18 protein-coding genes are annotated in these 17,507 nt (G+C 34.3%); 16 read left to right on the top strand and 2 right to left on the bottom strand.

Going from position 1 to position 17,507, the window contains the following annotated elements; all coding sequences use genetic code 11:
* Nucleotides 1-412: 412 nt before the first annotated feature.
* From BED47_RS18520 to ytaF, 11 genes are all read left to right on the top strand, one after another.
* Complete coding sequence (locus BED47_RS18520; protein ID WP_069034885.1) at nucleotides 413-1,006, top strand: TerD family protein; 594 nt, start codon at nucleotides 413-415, stop codon at nucleotides 1,004-1,006.
* A 34-nt stretch (nucleotides 1,007-1,040) separates the two neighbouring features.
* A complete protein-coding gene (locus BED47_RS18515) occupies nucleotides 1,041-1,619 on the top strand; it encodes a TerD family protein (RefSeq protein WP_069034884.1) in 579 nt (192 codons plus the stop codon).
* A gap of 193 nt (nucleotides 1,620-1,812) precedes the next feature.
* Nucleotides 1,813-2,019 (top strand): helix-turn-helix domain-containing protein, encoded by a 207-nt coding sequence (locus BED47_RS18510; protein ID WP_254664621.1) that lies wholly within the window; start codon nucleotides 1,813-1,815, stop codon nucleotides 2,017-2,019.
* Nucleotides 2,020-2,042: 23 nt separating this feature from the next.
* Complete coding sequence (locus tag BED47_RS18505; RefSeq protein ID WP_069034882.1) at nucleotides 2,043-3,662, top strand: YceG family protein; 1,620 nt, start codon at nucleotides 2,043-2,045, stop codon at nucleotides 3,660-3,662.
* Nucleotides 3,663-3,676: 14 nt separating this feature from the next.
* A complete protein-coding gene (locus BED47_RS18500; protein WP_069034881.1) occupies nucleotides 3,677-4,762 on the top strand; it encodes a toxic anion resistance protein in 1,086 nt (361 codons plus the stop codon).
* A gap of 414 nt (nucleotides 4,763-5,176) precedes the next feature.
* Nucleotides 5,177-6,172, top strand: coding sequence for an iron-siderophore ABC transporter substrate-binding protein (locus tag BED47_RS18495; RefSeq protein ID WP_069034880.1), 996 nt, complete (start codon nucleotides 5,177-5,179; stop codon nucleotides 6,170-6,172).
* Between the two features lie 13 nt (nucleotides 6,173-6,185).
* Entirely contained in the window at nucleotides 6,186-7,247 is a 1,062-nt protein-coding gene (locus tag BED47_RS18490; RefSeq protein WP_254664627.1) for a FecCD family ABC transporter permease, read from the top strand.
* A gap of 50 nt (nucleotides 7,248-7,297) precedes the next feature.
* On the top strand, nucleotides 7,298-8,344 hold the full coding sequence (locus tag BED47_RS18485; protein ID WP_069034878.1) for a FecCD family ABC transporter permease: 1,047 nt from the start codon (nucleotides 7,298-7,300) through the stop codon (nucleotides 8,342-8,344).
* 93 nt (nucleotides 8,345-8,437) lie between these two features.
* The gene (locus BED47_RS18480) at nucleotides 8,438-9,265 is read left to right on the top strand and encodes an ABC transporter ATP-binding protein (RefSeq protein WP_069034877.1); all 828 of its coding nucleotides are present in this window, start codon (nucleotides 8,438-8,440) and stop codon (nucleotides 9,263-9,265) included.
* 279 nt (nucleotides 9,266-9,544) lie between these two features.
* Nucleotides 9,545-10,255: a twin-arginine translocase subunit TatC gene (gene tatC / locus BED47_RS18475; protein WP_254664620.1), complete on the top strand. Its 711-nt coding sequence runs from the start codon at nucleotides 9,545-9,547 to the stop codon at nucleotides 10,253-10,255.
* Between the two features lie 188 nt (nucleotides 10,256-10,443).
* Nucleotides 10,444-11,085 (top strand): sporulation membrane protein YtaF, encoded by a 642-nt coding sequence (gene ytaF / locus BED47_RS18470; protein WP_069034875.1) that lies wholly within the window; start codon nucleotides 10,444-10,446, stop codon nucleotides 11,083-11,085.
* A gap of 63 nt (nucleotides 11,086-11,148) precedes the next feature.
* Here ytaF and BED47_RS18465 read toward each other — a convergent pair whose 3' ends face one another.
* Nucleotides 11,149-11,970: a COG4705 family protein gene (locus tag BED47_RS18465; protein WP_069034874.1), complete on the bottom strand. Its 822-nt coding sequence runs from the start codon at nucleotides 11,968-11,970 to the stop codon at nucleotides 11,149-11,151.
* A gap of 160 nt (nucleotides 11,971-12,130) precedes the next feature.
* Here BED47_RS18465 and BED47_RS18460 point away from each other — a divergent pair, with 160 nt between their 5' ends.
* From BED47_RS18460 to map, 3 genes are all read left to right on the top strand, one after another.
* Nucleotides 12,131-13,144, top strand: coding sequence for a S66 family peptidase (locus BED47_RS18460; RefSeq protein WP_069034873.1), 1,014 nt, complete (start codon nucleotides 12,131-12,133; stop codon nucleotides 13,142-13,144).
* Between the two features lie 248 nt (nucleotides 13,145-13,392).
* Entirely contained in the window at nucleotides 13,393-13,803 is a 411-nt protein-coding gene (locus tag BED47_RS18455) for an NUDIX hydrolase (RefSeq protein WP_069034872.1), read from the top strand.
* 160 nt (nucleotides 13,804-13,963) lie between these two features.
* Nucleotides 13,964-14,710: a type I methionyl aminopeptidase gene (gene map / locus BED47_RS18450; RefSeq protein ID WP_025671231.1), complete on the top strand. Its 747-nt coding sequence runs from the start codon at nucleotides 13,964-13,966 to the stop codon at nucleotides 14,708-14,710.
* Nucleotides 14,711-14,760: 50 nt separating this feature from the next.
* On the opposite strand, the gene BED47_RS18445 is transcribed toward map, so the two are convergent.
* Nucleotides 14,761-15,159: a VOC family protein gene (locus BED47_RS18445; RefSeq protein ID WP_069034871.1), complete on the bottom strand. Its 399-nt coding sequence runs from the start codon at nucleotides 15,157-15,159 to the stop codon at nucleotides 14,761-14,763.
* A gap of 151 nt (nucleotides 15,160-15,310) precedes the next feature.
* Between BED47_RS18445 and BED47_RS24450 the strand changes: the two genes are divergently transcribed.
* Both BED47_RS24450 and abc-f read left to right on the top strand, forming a co-directional pair.
* On the top strand, nucleotides 15,311-15,472 hold the full coding sequence (locus tag BED47_RS24450) for an RAxF-45 family protein (protein ID WP_368072860.1): 162 nt from the start codon (nucleotides 15,311-15,313) through the stop codon (nucleotides 15,470-15,472).
* 109 nt (nucleotides 15,473-15,581) lie between these two features.
* Nucleotides 15,582-17,465 carry a ribosomal protection-like ABC-F family protein gene (abc-f, locus tag BED47_RS18440; RefSeq protein WP_069034870.1) on the top strand — a complete coding sequence of 628 codons (1,884 nt, stop codon included), beginning with the start codon at nucleotides 15,582-15,584 and terminating at the stop codon, nucleotides 17,463-17,465.
* Nucleotides 17,466-17,507 lie beyond the last annotated feature (42 nt).

Below are 17,507 nucleotides of genomic sequence, written 5' to 3'. Positions count from 1 at the left end.
TAGTAAGAGTTGGAATATATTTGCAAGGTTTCCATTGAAAAGTAGCTACCATTTATCTAGTAATACCTTAACTGGTATGGGTAATATTTAATTTTAATTGCGATTCTTTGGAATTTAATTGCAGTTTCGGTATTTTTAATTGCGATTTTCAGAATTTAATTGCAGTCCACAGTTTATAAGTACATATAGACTCCTTATTTGTAGGGCCACTCAACTTCAATTGAACTTGTATTCTATTAAGGGATAGAAGATCTACGAGACTACTCAAGACAAGCTCACCATCATGACAAGAAATTGTAACATATTCCATAAAACACCAAGCTATTGATAGTATTTCCAAAGTTTATATGATAATATGAAAATATAAATCACGCAAGCGTGATTAATACATGATAAGGAGTGTTAATAGCATATGGCAATTTCTTTACAAAAAGGTCAAAAAGTCGACCTTACAAAAGGAAGAGCGGGACTTTCCTCTTTAATTGTAGGTTTAGGTTGGGATCCGGTGAAAAAAAGTGGTGGTTTCTTCGGATTTGGTAAACAAGAAAACATTGACTGTGACGCTTCTGTTTTAATGTTAGATGAAAATGACAAGTTAAGAAGTGCAAGTGATGTAATCTATTTTGGAAACAAAAAAAGTTTATGCGGTAGCGTAATTCATTCTGGAGATAATTTAACAGGTGATGGCAACGGTGACGATGAGCAAGTATTTGTTAATTTAAATAAGGTTCCATCTTATGTACATAAACTTGTATTTGTTGTAAATATCTATGCTTGTGTTCAACGTAAGCAAGATTTCGGTATGATTAAAAACGCATTTATTCGAGTAGTAGACAAGTCTGCAAACACAGAGTTAGTAAACTACAATATCACTGAAAATTATTCAGGATTAACTGCCTTATACCCTGGTGAGATTTATCGCCATAATGGGGAGTGGAAGTTCTCTGCAGTTGGTGAGGGAACAAAAGATATAGCATTAGATAAAATTGTTCAACGTTTTCAATAAATAAAAAACATAATTGAAAAGGAGTGCATTTAAAATGACAGTAAATTTATTAAAAGGACAAAAGGTAGATTTAACGAAAACAAATCCAGGTTTAACGAACATTGTTGTTGGATTAGGTTGGGACACTAATAAATACAGTGGCGGCAATGACTTTGACTTAGACTCATCAGTATTTTTATTAAATGGAGCTAGTAAATGTGCTACTGAAAAAGATTTCGTATTTTACAACAATACAGTAGGTGGAAATGGATCAGTTGAACACCACGGCGATAACAGAACTGGTGCTGGCGATGGTGACGATGAGCAAGTTACAGTTAATCTAACAAGCGTTCCTGCCTCAGTAGAAAGAATCGCATTTGCTATTACGATTCATGAAGCTGATGCACGTAACCAAAATTTTGGACAAGTCAGCAACTCTTATGTTCGTATTTTAAATGAAACGAATGGTGAAGAATTAATTCGTTATGACCTAGGTGAAGATTTCTCAATAGAAACTTCAGTAGTAGTTGGTGAATTATATCGTCATAACGGCGAATGGAAATTCAATGCGATTGGTAGCGGCTACCAAGGCGGTTTAATTTCACTAGTTAGAGATTACGGCTTAGACGCTTAATTTTACTTAACAAAAAAGTAGGTTAATAGTTAAAAGGGGAAAGTGTTTATATTTCCCCTTTATTATCGTTTAGTACATCTTTAGAAAATGCGATGTTAGAAAAAAAGTTTCTAAAGATGTACTAGATTGTAATTTAAGTTTAAAAAGTTTTTCTAATGTAATGTTGCATTATTTGGAAGTTCGGGGTGGGATTTTGAATAAACAAAGTAATACGATAAATTTAAATGATCCAAGTTTACTTAGTTCGCGTCAAGCGTGTCAAGAATGGGGGATCAATGACTCAACATTACGGAAACGAATAAATGATTTTCCAGAAGGTACGATACGTAAATTTGGTTCCTCTTGGGTAGTAACTCGTGAAGGTATGTTAGCAGTTTTCGGACAACCAAAAATGAAATAATAACATCGGAAAGGAGTATCTATATGTCTGCGATCAACCCAAAAGCAATAGATATTAATCAACATGAGTGGTTGAGTATCTTGAAACAACCTTTGAAATTAAGACAATCTTATCAAGTAGAAGGTGAAACCATACAGTTTAATCAAATTGCATGGCGAATTTTAGGAACAAACATTGATGAAGACGAGTATTTTGAAAACTTATATGAACTAGCACATGACGAATCTTTAAATGTCATTCTATTAAGCGATGATTTAAACAAGACAATTTCGAATGATATGTTGCAAGCAGTTCAAAGAATAGTCACAATAAATACTGCTGAAAATGGATTGTCAGTGAACAGACTAATTGCATTCCTTGAAGGTGAGCGATTAATTCCGAAGCACGAAAATCAGAACATACATATACATATTCGAGAGCAAATTAAATCTGTATTATCTACCTTTAAAGATTCACAAAAAAATGGATTCCTTGATAGCAATTTTAGAAGGATCATAGTTGATTTAGTGAAATGGTTGCATAACCATGTAAATGAATGGATTGAGGGTTTTCCTAATCGTTCTCCACTGATCTTATGGTATGGTGACACAACGTTAAGTGAAAGCTATTTCCTTTACTTACTAATCCTTTTAGGGTTTGATGTAGCTATATTTCACCCTGAAGGTAAAGATTTATTAGCGCATTTATTAGGCACTAATAGCGACGGAATTAAAATACTACCTTCAACGACATCTTTAGTACCTTTTCCACTAGAAAAGCCAGTTAGGAAGAGTACAGTTGCTCATAGAGCAACAAAGGAAATTGAGAAATTATTGCATACTGAGGATTCACTATTATTTAAACCATGGCAATTTAGAAATTATGCTCCAAGATCAATTACGTTAAAAACAACCTTTGATGAACTTTTCATTTTACATAAAGAAAGAGCAATGTTACGTCCTAATTTTCAAGTAAAAGACAATAGTGTTGAAATACCGGTTTTCTTTATGAAGATTTTAGGTGTGACGAAAAACCACCGTGAATATTGGGAAAAGGTTGGCCAACTAACTGAAAGCAGTTTAACCCTTAAAATAGATAAATTTCCATTTACTCAATTAGTTAAAGGCAACCAACAATATCATTATCAAAATGCTTTAGGACGTGACGGGCTGCTTGACCCCCATAAGATGTTGGCTAGTAACTGGTGGAGATATAAAGAACTTCCAAGCGGATTACAGTTTGGTCTAGCTTCTGCTATATCTAGATATGTTGACCGAGCAAATATTAAGTTATTACCAAATGAAACAAAGGCTCAGACACAACTATTTTTATTTAGCCAATCTATGAATATACCAAATGAAATATTAAGATTACTTCAACAGTTTGATTACACCCAACAAGTTCCAAAATTAATTATTTATAATACAGAAAGAGATGGTGAACTAAATAGAAACGACGCAGCACTACTGCTATTATTAAATGAGTTTGGAGTGGATCTAGTATTACTTAATCCTACGGGTCAGAATGATATCGAATTATTTGTAGATGACAAATTATTCGATTCCCATTGGCTAGATGAAGTTACTTTTGATACTGAATTTCAAGTGTTGCGAGCATCAGGACAGTCACTAATTAAAAATCTATTTAGAAAAATAGTTAAATAAAAGGGGAACTTAAAATGTCGATAAATACACTTACTAGTTTAGAAAAGCAAGATGAAATTTTACAAGCGAATGCAAATGATATGAAATTGCAATTAAGAAATGAACCTGAGGTACACCGTTTAGCTAGTTCAATAGATCATAAAAACCAAATAGCTTTATTGGAGTACGGGAAAGAACCAGCAACTGAAATTTCAACCTTCTCAGGTAAAATATTAAATACAATTAAGGCTTCAAGTATGGAAGAATCTAGCGTTCTATTAAAACAATTAGGGAAAATTATGGACCGCTTCGATGCGAAAGATTTTGCAGAAGAAAAAGGGTTTCTTTCAAAAATTTTTAATCGTGGTCAAAAGTTAATTGATAAATTATTTGATAAATATCAATCAATGGGTACTGAAATTGATAAAGTCTATGTAGAAATTACAAAGTATGAACACGAAATGAAAACATCTACAAATACATTAGAACAACTTTACGAGCAAAACGTAGCATATTATATAGACTTAGAAAAATATATTGTAGCTGCAGAAATGAAAGCAGAAGAGTTAAAAACACAGCTTCCTGCTTTAACTGAACGAGCTGGATCAGGTAATCAACTTGCTATGATGGAGTTGGATTCATTAAAAAATGCGATTGAGTTACTTGAACAACGTACTTACGATTTAGAAATGGCAAAACAAGTTGCTTATCAATCAGCTCCGCAAATTCGTTTATTACAACGTGGTAATACGAAACTGATTGGTAAAATTAACTCAGCCTTTGTAACAACAATTCCAATATTTAAAACTGCATTAATTAATGCAATAGCAGCTAAGAGACAAAATTTAGTAGCTCAATCAATGAATGAGTTAGATAAGAGAACAAACGAACTATTATTACGTAATGCCAATACAATTTCACAGCAAAGTGTAGATATTGCTAAATTATCAGGAGCTCCTAGCATTAAGATCGAGACGATGGAAGAAACTTGGAATATCATTATGAAAGGTATGCAAGAAACGAAAGCGATTGAAGAAGAAAATAAAATTCAACGTGAACAAGGTAAGTTGCGTTTAGAGCAGCTACAAGAAAACTACATTAAGCTTAAGCAAGGAAAGTAAAGATATTAAGGGTTTTTCGATAGTTTTTAAAAGTCAGTGGCCGTTCAGCTACTGACTTTTGTTTTTATTGTGTTTTAACTGAAAGGCTCTTAACTATTTACTTAATACTAATTAATTAATGCTTCTTATTTATAATGGGGAGGTCCATTTTAGCAAATTTTGATTCTTTTATGTTAAAAAAATGTTATTATAATATAATGAGATGAAATAAAAAGTTAATGCTAAAGTACATAGTGTTGTAAATAAATGGAAGATAAGAATAGTGGCACTTAATTAAATAATTAAAGCTGATAAGTGGATAATTCTGAAAGTTCTGTAACAATGATGGGAATATATTGACATTAAAAGTCGCTTTAGTATAATTAATGATTGAAAATGATTATCAACTTCAATGTTAATTAAGGAGAGAACGAAATGATTAGTAATATCAAAATGCCCAAATTGCTTGGGATTTTTATGTCTTTATTTTTATTGATTGGTCTAGTTGGCTGTTCGTCAGATTCAAGTAAAAAGTCTGATAAAAAGTCTTCAAATGAATCGGCTGTCACAGTTGATACTAAATTCGGTAAAGTAGAGATCAAAGGGCAACCGAAACGTGTTGTTGCTCTAGGTTGGGGAGATGCAGAGACGGCACTAAGTCTTGGAGTTGAACCAATTGGTGCAAGTGACTGGCTTGCTTTTGGTGGTGACGGTGTAGGACCTTGGTTAAAAGGTGCATATAAAAAATCACCAACGATTCTTGGAACAATGGAACTTGATTATGAGAAAATTGCTTCTCTTAAACCAGATTTAATTCTTGATGTAAAATCTTCAGGTGATGAAGAACGATACAAACGCCTTTCAGAGATCGCTCCAACGGTAGGGGTTCCTAAGGGTGGAGATAATTATTTAACGACTACTACAGACCAGGTGCGAATGATTGCACAAGCCCTTGGTAAAGTTGATAAAGGTGAAGAACTACTTAAGGATGTAGATGTGGCATTTGATAAAGCAGCTAAGGCAAATCCTGAATTTGCAGGTAAAACGGTTGCTGTTGGTGCTTACGATTCTTCAGGTTTTGGTGCATACGTAAAAGGCGATTCTCGTGTTGATTTTGTAACGCGACTTGGATTCAAAAACAAGGAAGAGATTGAAAAATTAGCTAAAGGTAATTTCTTTATTAAAGTTGCTGACGAAAAGTTAGACTTATTAAATGCTGATCTTACGATTGTTTTACCTATTTTTGTTGATCCAAAAGAGATAACAAATAATAAACTATATCAGAAGATTCCTTCAGTAGCAGATGGAAGATCAATTATTCTTGATACAAATTCATCAAACGCATTTTCAACAGGAACGGTTCCTGCATTATTATGGGCAATCGATAATTTACCACAACAGTTTAAAAAAGCATTAGAAGGCGGGGAGTAAAACAGTGACAGCGATGAAGCAACCAAAAAACAAAACGACTCAAGTAGTTGAGGAAAATAAAAAGACAATTACTTCAATGCGGTTGCAACGATTTTTGGGCTTCATCGTAGCACTATTACTTTTGGTAGCTGTAGTGTTCTTAAGTTTAATGATTGGTGCTAAATCCATACCTTTTGGAGTAGTATGGGATGCGTTGTTTTCACCAAACAATAGCTATGACCACACAATCATTCATAATTCGAGGATACCACGAACACTTATTGCACTAATCGTTGGACCTGCATTTGGACTTGCTGGAGCATTAATCCAGGTACTGACTAGAAATCCATTAGCGGACCCTGGTATTCTCGGTGTAAATGCTGGGGCAGCCTTTGCAGTTGCAATCGGAGTTGGTGTATTTTCTGTTACATCGATGTCTGCCTATATGTGGTTTGCACTAACTGGTGCATTAATTGCGACAATTGCTGTGTATGTTATAAGTGGAGGAGCTGGTAAAAAAGCTCCCACACCTGTACAAATTACACTTGCTGGAGTAGCACTTGGGGCCACCTTAAGTGGGATTACTACATCATTGACATTAATAAATAGTAAGGCATTTGCACGAATGTTGAACTGGAGTGTTGGGACATTAGCTAGGAGAAGTCTTGATGACCTTTGGCTTGTTCTACCCATTTTAATCGTTGGTGCATTATTAGCTTTTGTCATTACTCCTGCATTAAACGCGATTGCCTTCGGAGATGATCGTGCATCCTCTTTAGGAGTAAATGTTGGTGTGACTCGTGCAGTAGGTTTGATTGCAATTACACTATTAGCTGGCGGGGCAACTGCGATAGCGGGACCAATTGGTTTTATAGGTTTAATGGTGCCACATTGTGTGCGATGGTTCGTCGGTCCAGACCAATTCTGGATTTTTCTATACTCAATAGTAGCAGCACCTATCATACTCATCCTTTCAGATATTATTGGTAGAGTTGTATTGTTACCTTCAGAAGTTCCAGTAGGAATCATCACGGGACTAGTTGGTGCACCGATTCTACTGATTCTTGTTCGTAGACGAAAAGCGAGTGGATTATAAAATGAAAATGATTTGTGGCAAAGGTTTGAATGTAAGAAGGAGTGAATATTATGCGCCCCATTAATTATGGCAGGCACTATCTACAACTGAAATGGCCTGTAAAGGCGCGAATTGATGTGAGGAGCATGATTGTTACGACAATCCTTCTTATAGCCACGATTGCAATTGCAATGTTTGCATTAATGGTAGGCACACTGAAATTGAGTGTTCATGAAGTTTGTTCTGCTTTAATTGGCCAAGCGACAGGGATGACGAGAACAGTTGTGGTCGAATGGCGGTTACCACGGGTGGTGGCTGCGATTGTTTTTGGAGCAGGTTTAGCAATAAGTGGCATGATCTTTCAATCAATTACTCGGAATCCATTAGGGTCTCCTGATATCATTGGTTTTACCTCAGGCTCTTATACTGGAGCACTTATTGTGCTTCTTGTTTCTAAGTCGACTTCTAACATTAGTGTAGCTGGTGGGGCTTTGATTGGTGGATTCGCAACGGCTCTCCTTATCTATTTGCTTGCTTTTCGAAAAGGAACGCAGAACTTTCGCCTTATTATCGTCGGAATAGCAGTTTCGGCGATCTTAGGAAGTATCAATTCGATGCTCCTTATTAAAAGTGATGCAGAGGTTGCGTTAACTGCAGCGGCTTGGGGAGTTGGTTCATTAAATGGGATTGATTGGAACCAAGTAGTTACTCCAGCCATTGCTGTCATTATTCTCATTATTTGTGCTGGGATCATGAATAGACCATTACGTGAAATGGAGTTTGGCATGGATGCTGCGAAATCTCATGGTGTTCGAATTGAACGATCCCAACTATTACTGATTCTTATTGCAGTTGCATTGACGGCTGCTCCGACAGCGGTTATTGGGCCAGTTAGTTTTGTAGCGCTTGTTGCACCACAAATCGCTAAACGTATCACCAAATCAGAGGAGAGTATTTTACCAGCAGCAATGATGGGAGCGTTTCTTTTGCTTGGAGCGGATGTTCTCGCGCAAAGAGTAATTCCAGGAACAATTTTTCCGGTAGGTGTGGTAACTTTATCATTAGGTGGAATATATTTAGTGTGGCTATTATTTCGTCAAGCTCGATCAGCAACTTAAACGAAATAAAAATGAACAAGGTTTAGTAGGACCTTTCTCACAAGGGGTTTCAAGTATTACGATATTCTGATTGAAAGAAGTTGAAAATGAATTATGAAGTTAACAGCGGCAGAAATTCAAAGCCAAAAGACAATACAAACAGAGTCTAGACTTTGGACAGAAAACATTACAATCAAATACGATAATCGGGTAATATCCAGAAACCTTTCAGTACAAATTCCAGACGGATCATTTACAGTAATTGTTGGTCCTAATGGATGTGGGAAATCAACTTTACTTCGAACACTTTCAAATTTGTTAAAACCATCTGAAGGGCAAATTTTACTAGATGGTAAAGCTATAACATCTTATAAGTCAAAGGAAGTAGCTCGTAAACTAGGTCTATTACCTCAATCTTCAACAGCTCCAGACGGAATAACGGTGGCGAATTTGATTGCACATGGTCGATATCCATATCAGAGTCTTATAAGACAATGGACTGATGAAGATGAAGCAGCAGTAATATCTGCGATGGAGCTTACAAATACGAGCGATTTGTCACATCGATACGTAGATGAACTATCCGGAGGACAAAGACAAAGAGTTTGGGTCGCGATGGTACTTGCCCAACAAACACCAATGCTGCTACTTGATGAGCCAACGACTTACCTTGATATTGCTCATCAAATTGAGTTGTTAGAGTTATTTAAAGATCTAAATCAACAAGGAAATACATTAGTTGCTGTTTTACATGATTTGAATCATGCTGCGAGATATGCAGATAATATTATCGCTATGAAGGATGGCCAAGTGATTGCACAAGGAGATCCACGGGAGATTATCACTGCAAAACTAGTCGAAGAAGTCTTCGGTTTAAAGTGCATAATAATTGATGATCCAGTTGCCAATACACCACTAGTCGTTCCATTAGGTAAGGGATAATTAACTTGTGATTTTAGTTTAATATCACTAATAAAAAAATAAGTGAAAATAAATACATTACACTTATTTTTTTATTAGTGATTTTTTGTTGAGTTAATTTTCCTATCTAACTTACTCATATTTAAAAATCAATTTACTATCATTAGTATCTGTTTTTATATCATGTTTTTTATTAAGAAATTTTAATTTGAACTAATTGTATTTGTTTGAAATAATCATAGTGGGATAAAAAAGTATTTAATACAATTGTTCTAGTAAATGACAAAGCGGAGAATTCATATGAATAAAGAAATGGAAGTAGTCGATCATCTTGAGGAACTGCGTAAAAGAATTATCATTACAGCAGTTACTTTTATTGTTCTATTTATAATTGGGCTCGTTTATGTAGAACCCATTTATAAATTCTTAACAAAGGATTTAACATATAAACTAGTCGTGCTAAGTCCTGGGGATATATTATGGGTCTATTTTTCGATATCTGCCGTTTTTGCGGCCGTTTTTACGATACCGGTTGCAACTTGGCAAACTTGGTTATTTGTTAAACCGGGTTTACATCCTTCTGAACAAAAAGGGATAGGATTTTATATCCCCGCGCTATTTTTTCTGTTTGTTTTTGGATTAGTTATTGGCTATTATTTTGTATTTCCTAATATCCTTAGATTCCTAACGATAATGGGACAAGGTATGCTTGAACAAAACTACACTGTTGATAAGTATTTCTCTTTTCTTTTTAATCTAGTCGTTCCATTTGCTGCATTTTTTGATATGCCAGTCGTGATCATGTTCTTAACAAAAATCGGCATTGTGAAGCCTAGTTATTTACAGAAAGTGAGAAAATATGCATATTTTATCTTAGTAATCGTCGCGTGTTGTATTTCACCACCAGACTTTATTTCACATATTTCTGTCTCAATTCCGTTAATTTTATTATATGAACTAAGTATATTAACATCTAAATCAGTATATAGAAAAAAAGAGGTAAATGAGTAAAAGCTCATTTACCTCTTTTTGTTTCAGCATTTTTATAAGGTTCATTAAAAAGTCTATACTCTCATAATCTTTTTATTAGTAAATTTTTAAACTTTGAACAAGTTGACTAATCATAAATTCTTCATAGGTTATAAAAAGCTAGGCAAATAACTTTTGTCGGAAAAAGGATGAAGTAAGGAGCATATACTATGCATTATTCAATTTGGATCACTGTTTTATTTCTTGCCTTTTCATCTAGTATTGATAATTTTGGAGTAGGAATAACTTATGGAATTCGAGGTATAAAGGTTGGTTTATTAGCGAATTTAATTATTTCCATCATAGCGTTTATTTTCAGTGAAGCAGGTATTGTTTCAGGTCAATATATTTCAAAAGTGTTTCCAGGAACACTTTCGAATGTAATCGGTGCATTTTTTTTACTGGTAATTGGACTTAGAATTGTTCTACTTACTTTTCCAAGAAAAGATAAACAGACCATAATAAATAATGATGACGAATCAGTTTCAAATATCGTTACAAATTATTTAAGTTCACCAGAGAAAGCCGATGTTGACCATTCAGGAGATATAAGTAGTTTTGAAGCAATCATATTAGGGAATGCTGTTTCAATGAATGCACTTACGAACGGCTTAGGTGTTGGATTAATTGGACTTTCACCATTTGCAATATCGATAGCGGCCAGTATTTTTAGCTTTTTGGCAATTTGGTTAGGGGTCCTGTTAGGAAAAAAAGTCGCCAATGTGAAAATTGGTGGATGGTCGCTTGGACAATTTAGTTCCATTATTAGTGGAATTATATTGGTGTTGATTGCGATACACAATCTAATATAATAATAAAATTAGAAAAGAGCTGATGACAATATTTCAACATCAGCTCTTTTCTTTAATATGTTATTAAGCGATTGTAGATTGGGCGACAACATCATCTTCATTTTGTACATCCTTCTTTGAAAAAGAAAGATATCCAACTAGGATAATGATGATAATTGATAATACTAGACTTACTGGCCCACCACCAAATCCAAGTCCACCGTGCTTTTGAGATACAGAACTCCAGTCAGAAAACGACGCACCAACAGGTCTAGTCATAATGTAAGCAAACCAGAATGAGAAAATTTCATTTAGCTTGAAGAATTTTCTACCAATAACGGGTATTGCCAATAAAGCTGCAAACAGTAAACCTGATGTAAAATAACCTAAATGCATTGTTGAGGCAGTCATATCGCCAGCTGCAGTTCCTAATGCGAAAGTTCCCATAACGACCGACCAATATAAAATCTCACGGCGTCGTGTGTATATACTGTGGATAGAAAGAGTTTTCTCCATCTTATACCAAATCATAAAAATAATTGCCAACGAGACTGCAAAAAATACGGTTGATATCACGTACGGAACCCCAAGACCAACGTGTACAACGTCTGCGGCTACTGTACCAAATACACTAATCATTACGACAACTAACCAATAAATACTAGGTACATATTTACGGACTTTAAATTGTAAGTATAAAGATAGAATTAGGACGATTAAAGCTACTGCAACACCTATTACTGGTGTTAAAGTTTTTACAATATAATCGGAAAAAACTTCGCCCATACCAGTCGTTACCAATTTAGTAAGCCAGAAAAAGATTGTTACCTCTGGAACTTTTTTAAATATATTTTGTATTGGTGCACTTGTTGTCTTATTTGTTTGCTTTTGTTCAATTGATTCCATTACATAATCCTCCTTACTGGATTTAAATATAATGTAAACAAGTTTTATGAAAGTAAAATGAAAATCGGGTAGGAATTATGAATAATCCAGAATTTAGAAATTTTGGTTGTATATCCCTTCGTATTCTATTAGAATCAATTAAAAGAAAATGGGTGGTAAGATGATCAAGTATCCAGTTTTAAAAAGTGGTGCAACGATAGGGGTGACCGCACCATCATCAGGCTTAAAAGAACAGTTCCATGAATTGATGAAGCAGTCCATTAACCGCATGGAAAAAGGTGGATATAAAGTGGAATGTGGAGAAGTTGTTTGGACGCAGGACAAAGCAAAATCAGCGAACGCTAACAAACGTGCAAATGAATTAAATGTAATGATGAATGATGAGAAAATAGATTTCATTTTTCCTCCATGGGGTGGAGAGCTTGCAATCGAAATTCTTGATCAATTGGCATTCGAAAGCTTCAAAGAAAAATGGATTTTAGGATATTCTGATACGAGTATTATTTTATTAGCATTTACTTTAACAACAGGGGTAGCTACTGCACACGGAACGAATTTAATCGATTTAAGAGGAGAATATTCCGATGAAACAACGGCTATGTGGCAGAAGGTATTAGCAACTAAATCCGGTGACTCGATCACTCAAACTTCATCAGAATTATTCCAAGCAAAATGGCAACATGAAAATCCAACACCATATGTATTTCATTTGTCCGAAAAAACAAAGTGGAAAACTACATCGAATAAAGATGAGAATATCAAAGGAAGATTGCTAGGTGGATGTATTGATGTGATTAGACATCTTGTCGGAACTCCTTATGGAGATGTACGTTCATTTAGAAGTAAATACATTGAAGAGGAACCAATCATTTGGTATTTCGAGAATTGTGAAATGAATACAACTGATATTAGAAGATCCTTAGTACAAATGAAACTTGCAGGATGGTTTGAAAATTGCGCTGGGATATTATTTGGACGGAGCGCTGCAAATCAAGCTGTAGATAACTATACAATAGAAGATGTTTATAATGAGTTAAAGGAAGAATTAGAAATTCCAATAATTTACGATATTGATTGTGGGCATGTGCCGCCTCAAATTACATTAATTAATGGCGCATTTGCAGAAGTAGACGTAAGTGGTGGAAAGGGTAAGATTGTACAGACTTTTATATAATTCAAAATACACAAAGCGTTTTTTATCGAAGAACGCTTTTTTTTATTAAAATTTAAAAAAAGAAAACAAGCGCCATTATCGTAACAGCCACTGTGGCAATACCAATTACCACTTTTGTGTAAAGAACATATCCATCAGAAAGTTCGGTTTCTTAATACTTGCTACTTTGATTTACTGAAAAGTTTGAATATTGATGTTATAATGGCATTCCGTGCGAAGCATATTAAGGTTCTAGTAGAGGTGACAAAATGAAAAAGGTCAATGTGGTCTATACGCTTATCTATGATGAAGTAAATAAAAGTGTTTTAATGGTACAAAATGAAAATGAAGTATGGACTTTACCTGGTGGTGCTGTTGAAGATAATGAAACGTTAAAACAGGCAGCAGTACGAGAGGCGTTTGAGGAAACTGGATTAGAAGTGGAAGTAGGCAATATTGTAGCGATTAATGAAGCCTTTTTTCCTGAAAGAGGACATCATGCAATCTTGATTACATTTAGTGCAAAAATAATCGGTGGAGATCTAGTCATTTCACGTGAAGAGGAAATCTTACAAATTAAATGGATGGATCTCCAAACGGCAAATCAATTAATGCCCTATCATAAGGAGGGAATTGAAAAATTATTAGAGTCATCGGTTCCTTATACGTTTCAAGGTTAAATAAAGGTGCCTTAGTCACTTAAAATCGATCTCGTCCCCTAAACCTCTTCCATTAATCCTGCCTTTTTTGTCTTGTATAAGTGCTTAAAAGACTATAACATAGTAATATTATGGCATAATATAAGAAAGTCAAATTATTAAAAGAATCAGGAGCAGTAAAATGATTATCAATAATGAACAAGAATTAGAAGCTTTAAGAAAGATCGGTCGTATCGTAGCATTAGCGAGAGAAGAAATGAAGGCAAGAGCTGTCGTTGGAATGACAACAAAAGAATTAGATGAAATCGGAAGACAAGTTTTAGAGGAGCATGGTGCAACTTCAGCCCCACAAAAAGAGTATGATTTTCCTGGTACAACATGTATTAGTGTTAATGAAGAAGTTGCTCATGGAATTCCGGGAGACAGAGTACTTCAAGATGGCGATTTAGTTAATGTCGATGTGTCAGCAGCATTAGATGGATACTATGCAGACACTGGAATCTCTTTTGTAGTTGGGAAAGGTGACTTACTAAAAGAGAAACTTTGTAAAGTTGCAGAAGATGCATTTTGGGCTGCAATGAAAAAAACAAAAGCAGGTTCAAAGCAAAACCAAATTGGAAGAGCAGTATATAATGAAGCAATGAAAAATGGTTTAAATGTAATTGAAAACCTAACTGGCCACGGAATTGGAAAAAGCCTTCACGAAAGCCCGCAACATATATTAAGCTATTTCGATCCAATGGATAAAGCGTTATTAAAGGACGGTCTTGTATTAGCAGTAGAGCCATTTATCTCTGCAAATGCAGACCACATTATCGAGTCAGGAGATGGCTGGACATTTGTGACGCCAGATAAGAGCTTAGTTGCACAATGTGAACATACAATTGTTGTAACAAAAGGCGAGCCAATCATTTTAACCCAATTGTAATAGGATAGAAAAAGCGAAGAATTTAAGTTCTTCGCTTTTATTTTTTTCGGTTACACTTGCTTAGAATAATTTAACTCCCAAGTAAATCCATTTTTATCTTTTACAACAGCAAATCTAGAATTCCAAAATGTGTCTTGAAGCTCCATATGTATTTCTCCGTCTTTTGATAACTTTTCATAGATTGAATTAATTTCATCTTCAGAACTCATGTCTAGCGTTGTCCAAACATTGTCACCTTTTATTAATGGTCTAAAAGCATCTGCAAAATAAATTACACAGTTTTCATTGATATGTAATTCTGCGTGTATGTATTTTCCTTCGTGCCCTTTGAACATTTCCATACCATCGCCGGTTTGTGTGTTTTTTATTTCACCACCAAAGATTTGTTTGTAGTACTCTAGTTCTTCTTTACAGTTTTCAACGTAAATATGAGGTAAAATATTTTTCATTTTTTCTCCTCTTTCTTTTGAATAATTAAATATGTATTGCTAACAATAAGTCACAGTTTTAAGTATAGCCAAATAGAATAGGTATTGTGCTAAAAGTTAAAATATTTTATAATTTAAATAAATTTAAGTTCGAAAAGGAGGTGTAGAAAAGATGTTACGTTTTCAAATGGTTTGCGCACAAATGATAGAGTTTTTATATTATTGTCGTGCAAAATTTGCGTTTTTAGCTGTTAACGGGATAGGTCTGTCCATTTTTAACAACTCAAATAAAACGAAAACGTACTCTTTCCTACGACTTCAATTGATAAAATAATTGTGTGATTATACACTTCTATTTAAATCATTATTTAAGCCATGGATGGGTTCATTAATCTATGGCTTTTTTCTATGGATTGGTACGGAAAATAGAAGGAGAATTAAACATGATTGCATGTAGTATAGAAAAAATTTCAAAAATGTTTGGTGGAAATTCACTTTTTACGGAATTATCATTTCAAATACATCAAGGTAGCCGTGTAGGTTTAGTTGGAGCAAATGGAAGTGGTAAAACTAGTATTTTTAAACTTTTAACGGGTATAGAATCACCTGATACTGGTTCAATTCATTTTAAAAAAGGATTAAAAACAGGATACTTAGCTCAGATTCCTGTTTTTCTAGATGAGATGACTAGTAGGGATGTACTATTAACTGTTTTTGAAGAATTACGAAAAATAGAAAATGAGATGAAGCAATTAGAAATGAAAATGTCTAATACAGTAGATGAACGTACTTTAGAACAATTGCTAGTCAGTTATGGATCATTACAAGAGAAGTTTAGCAATAACGGTGGTTATGAGATGGAAGCTTCACTTGCGAAAATTGCTAATGGATTAGGAATCACCGACTTACTTACTAAGCAATTTGCTTCTTTAAGTGGTGGAGAAAAAACAAAAATTGGATTAGGGATCGTCCTTTTACAACAACCTGATTTACTATTACTTGATGAACCAACGAATCACTTAGATTTATCTGCTATTGAGTGGTTAGGTTCATACTTAAAGGAGTATGAAGGAACGATTATTGTCATCTCGCATGATCGTTATTTTTTAGATGAGGTAGTCAATCATATTTTAGAATTAGAAGATGGAGAAATTAACGTCTACCATACGAACTATTCACAATATGTTATTCAAAAAGAAGATAAATTACTAAAAGATTTCCAGGCTTATGAAGAGCAGCAAAAGAAAATACAAAAAATGAAAGAAACGATTAAACGCTTAAGAGAATGGGCTAATCAAGCAAATCCACCGAATGCTGGTTTGCACAGAAGAGCTAGAAGTATGGAAAAAGCGTTAGAACGAATAGAGAGATTAAAACGCCCGGTATTACAAAAAAAGAAAATGGCATTTCAATTAGAGGAATCTGGTCGAAGTGGCAAGGATGTAATTGTTGCAGAAAATCTTTCAAAATCCTTTGTAGACAAAGTTTTATTTAATCAACTTAACTTTTCTTTATACTATGGCGAAAGGGCAGTTATTGTAGGAGATAACGGGACGGGTAAATCGACTTTGTTGAAGATGATTTTAGGTCAATCATCAATCGAGGAAGGAAAAATTAAACTTGGTAGTAACGTAAAAATCGGTTATTTATCACAACATTACGAACCAGTCCATTCGGATCACACCGTACTTCAGGAATTCAGAGAAGAAGTACATGTTACAGAAGGTGAAGCACGTAATATATTAGCTGGCTTTTTATTTTATGGCTATATGGTCTATCGAAAAGTAAGTCAACTTAGTGGTGGAGAGAGAATGAGATTAAGATTGGCTCAACTTATGTATCAAGACATTAATTTATTAATCGTAGATGAGCCTACTAACCATTTAGATATTGAATCTAGAGAAGTATTAGAAGACGCTCTAGAGAAATTCAACGGAACGATTCTTTCTGTCTCACATGACCGTTATTTCATTAATAAGCTATTTTCAAAAATTTATTGGCTAGACAATGGTGGGATTTTCGAATTTATTGATGATTACCAAATTGCAAAAGAAAAAATGACGATCTATCGAAATAATAGAGAAAAAGAAAAAGTGATTAAAACAAATTCGTATTCTAAACCAATAAAAATAAAAACAAAAATGCGAACGATCGAAGACATTGAAAATGAAATCTATTCTTTAGAAGAAGCAGTCAGTCAAATCAATAAACAAATGTTGCTTGAAAATGATTTAAACATTTTACAGAATTATCATCGAGAACTTGAAGAATTAGAATTGAAAAGTACCGCTTTATATAAAGAGCTTGAGGAATATATTGAATCTTAAATTATGGTAAGTATTTAGTATAGGTTAAACTTATAGGCAAAA

Source organism: Gottfriedia luciferensis, assembly GCF_001712755.1.
Taxonomy (GTDB): Bacteria; Bacillota; Bacilli; order Bacillales; family Bacillaceae_G; genus Gottfriedia; species Gottfriedia luciferensis_B.
The sequence above is the reverse complement of the archived record's forward strand: the minus strand, read 5'-3'. Positions and strand labels throughout refer to the sequence as shown.

Coding starts and splice junctions, on each gene's coding strand:
- BED47_RS18520 (WP_069034885.1), top strand. CDS start 413: ATGGCAATTTCTTTACAAAAAGGTCAAAAAGTCGACCTTACAAAAGGA.
- BED47_RS18515 (WP_069034884.1), top strand. CDS start 1,041: ATGACAGTAAATTTATTAAAAGGACAAAAGGTAGATTTAACGAAAACA.
- BED47_RS18505 (WP_069034882.1), top strand. CDS start 2,043: ATGTCTGCGATCAACCCAAAAGCAATAGATATTAATCAACATGAGTGG.
- BED47_RS18500 (WP_069034881.1), top strand. CDS start 3,677: ATGTCGATAAATACACTTACTAGTTTAGAAAAGCAAGATGAAATTTTA.
- BED47_RS18495 (WP_069034880.1), top strand. CDS start 5,177: ATGATTAGTAATATCAAAATGCCCAAATTGCTTGGGATTTTTATGTCT.
- BED47_RS18490 (WP_254664627.1), top strand. CDS start 6,186: ATGAAGCAACCAAAAAACAAAACGACTCAAGTAGTTGAGGAAAATAAA.
- BED47_RS18485 (WP_069034878.1), top strand. CDS start 7,298: ATGCGCCCCATTAATTATGGCAGGCACTATCTACAACTGAAATGGCCT.
- BED47_RS18480 (WP_069034877.1), top strand. CDS start 8,438: ATGAAGTTAACAGCGGCAGAAATTCAAAGCCAAAAGACAATACAAACA.
- tatC (WP_254664620.1), top strand. CDS start 9,545: ATGAATAAAGAAATGGAAGTAGTCGATCATCTTGAGGAACTGCGTAAA.
- ytaF (WP_069034875.1), top strand. CDS start 10,444: ATGCATTATTCAATTTGGATCACTGTTTTATTTCTTGCCTTTTCATCT.
- BED47_RS18465 (WP_069034874.1), bottom strand. CDS start 11,970: ATGGAATCAATTGAACAAAAGCAAACAAATAAGACAACAAGTGCACCA.
- BED47_RS18460 (WP_069034873.1), top strand. CDS start 12,131: ATGATCAAGTATCCAGTTTTAAAAAGTGGTGCAACGATAGGGGTGACC.
- BED47_RS18455 (WP_069034872.1), top strand. CDS start 13,393: ATGAAAAAGGTCAATGTGGTCTATACGCTTATCTATGATGAAGTAAAT.
- map (WP_025671231.1), top strand. CDS start 13,964: ATGATTATCAATAATGAACAAGAATTAGAAGCTTTAAGAAAGATCGGT.
- BED47_RS18445 (WP_069034871.1), bottom strand. CDS start 15,159: ATGAAAAATATTTTACCTCATATTTACGTTGAAAACTGTAAAGAAGAA.
- BED47_RS24450 (WP_368072860.1), top strand. CDS start 15,311: ATGTTACGTTTTCAAATGGTTTGCGCACAAATGATAGAGTTTTTATAT.
- abc-f (WP_069034870.1), top strand. CDS start 15,582: ATGATTGCATGTAGTATAGAAAAAATTTCAAAAATGTTTGGTGGAAAT.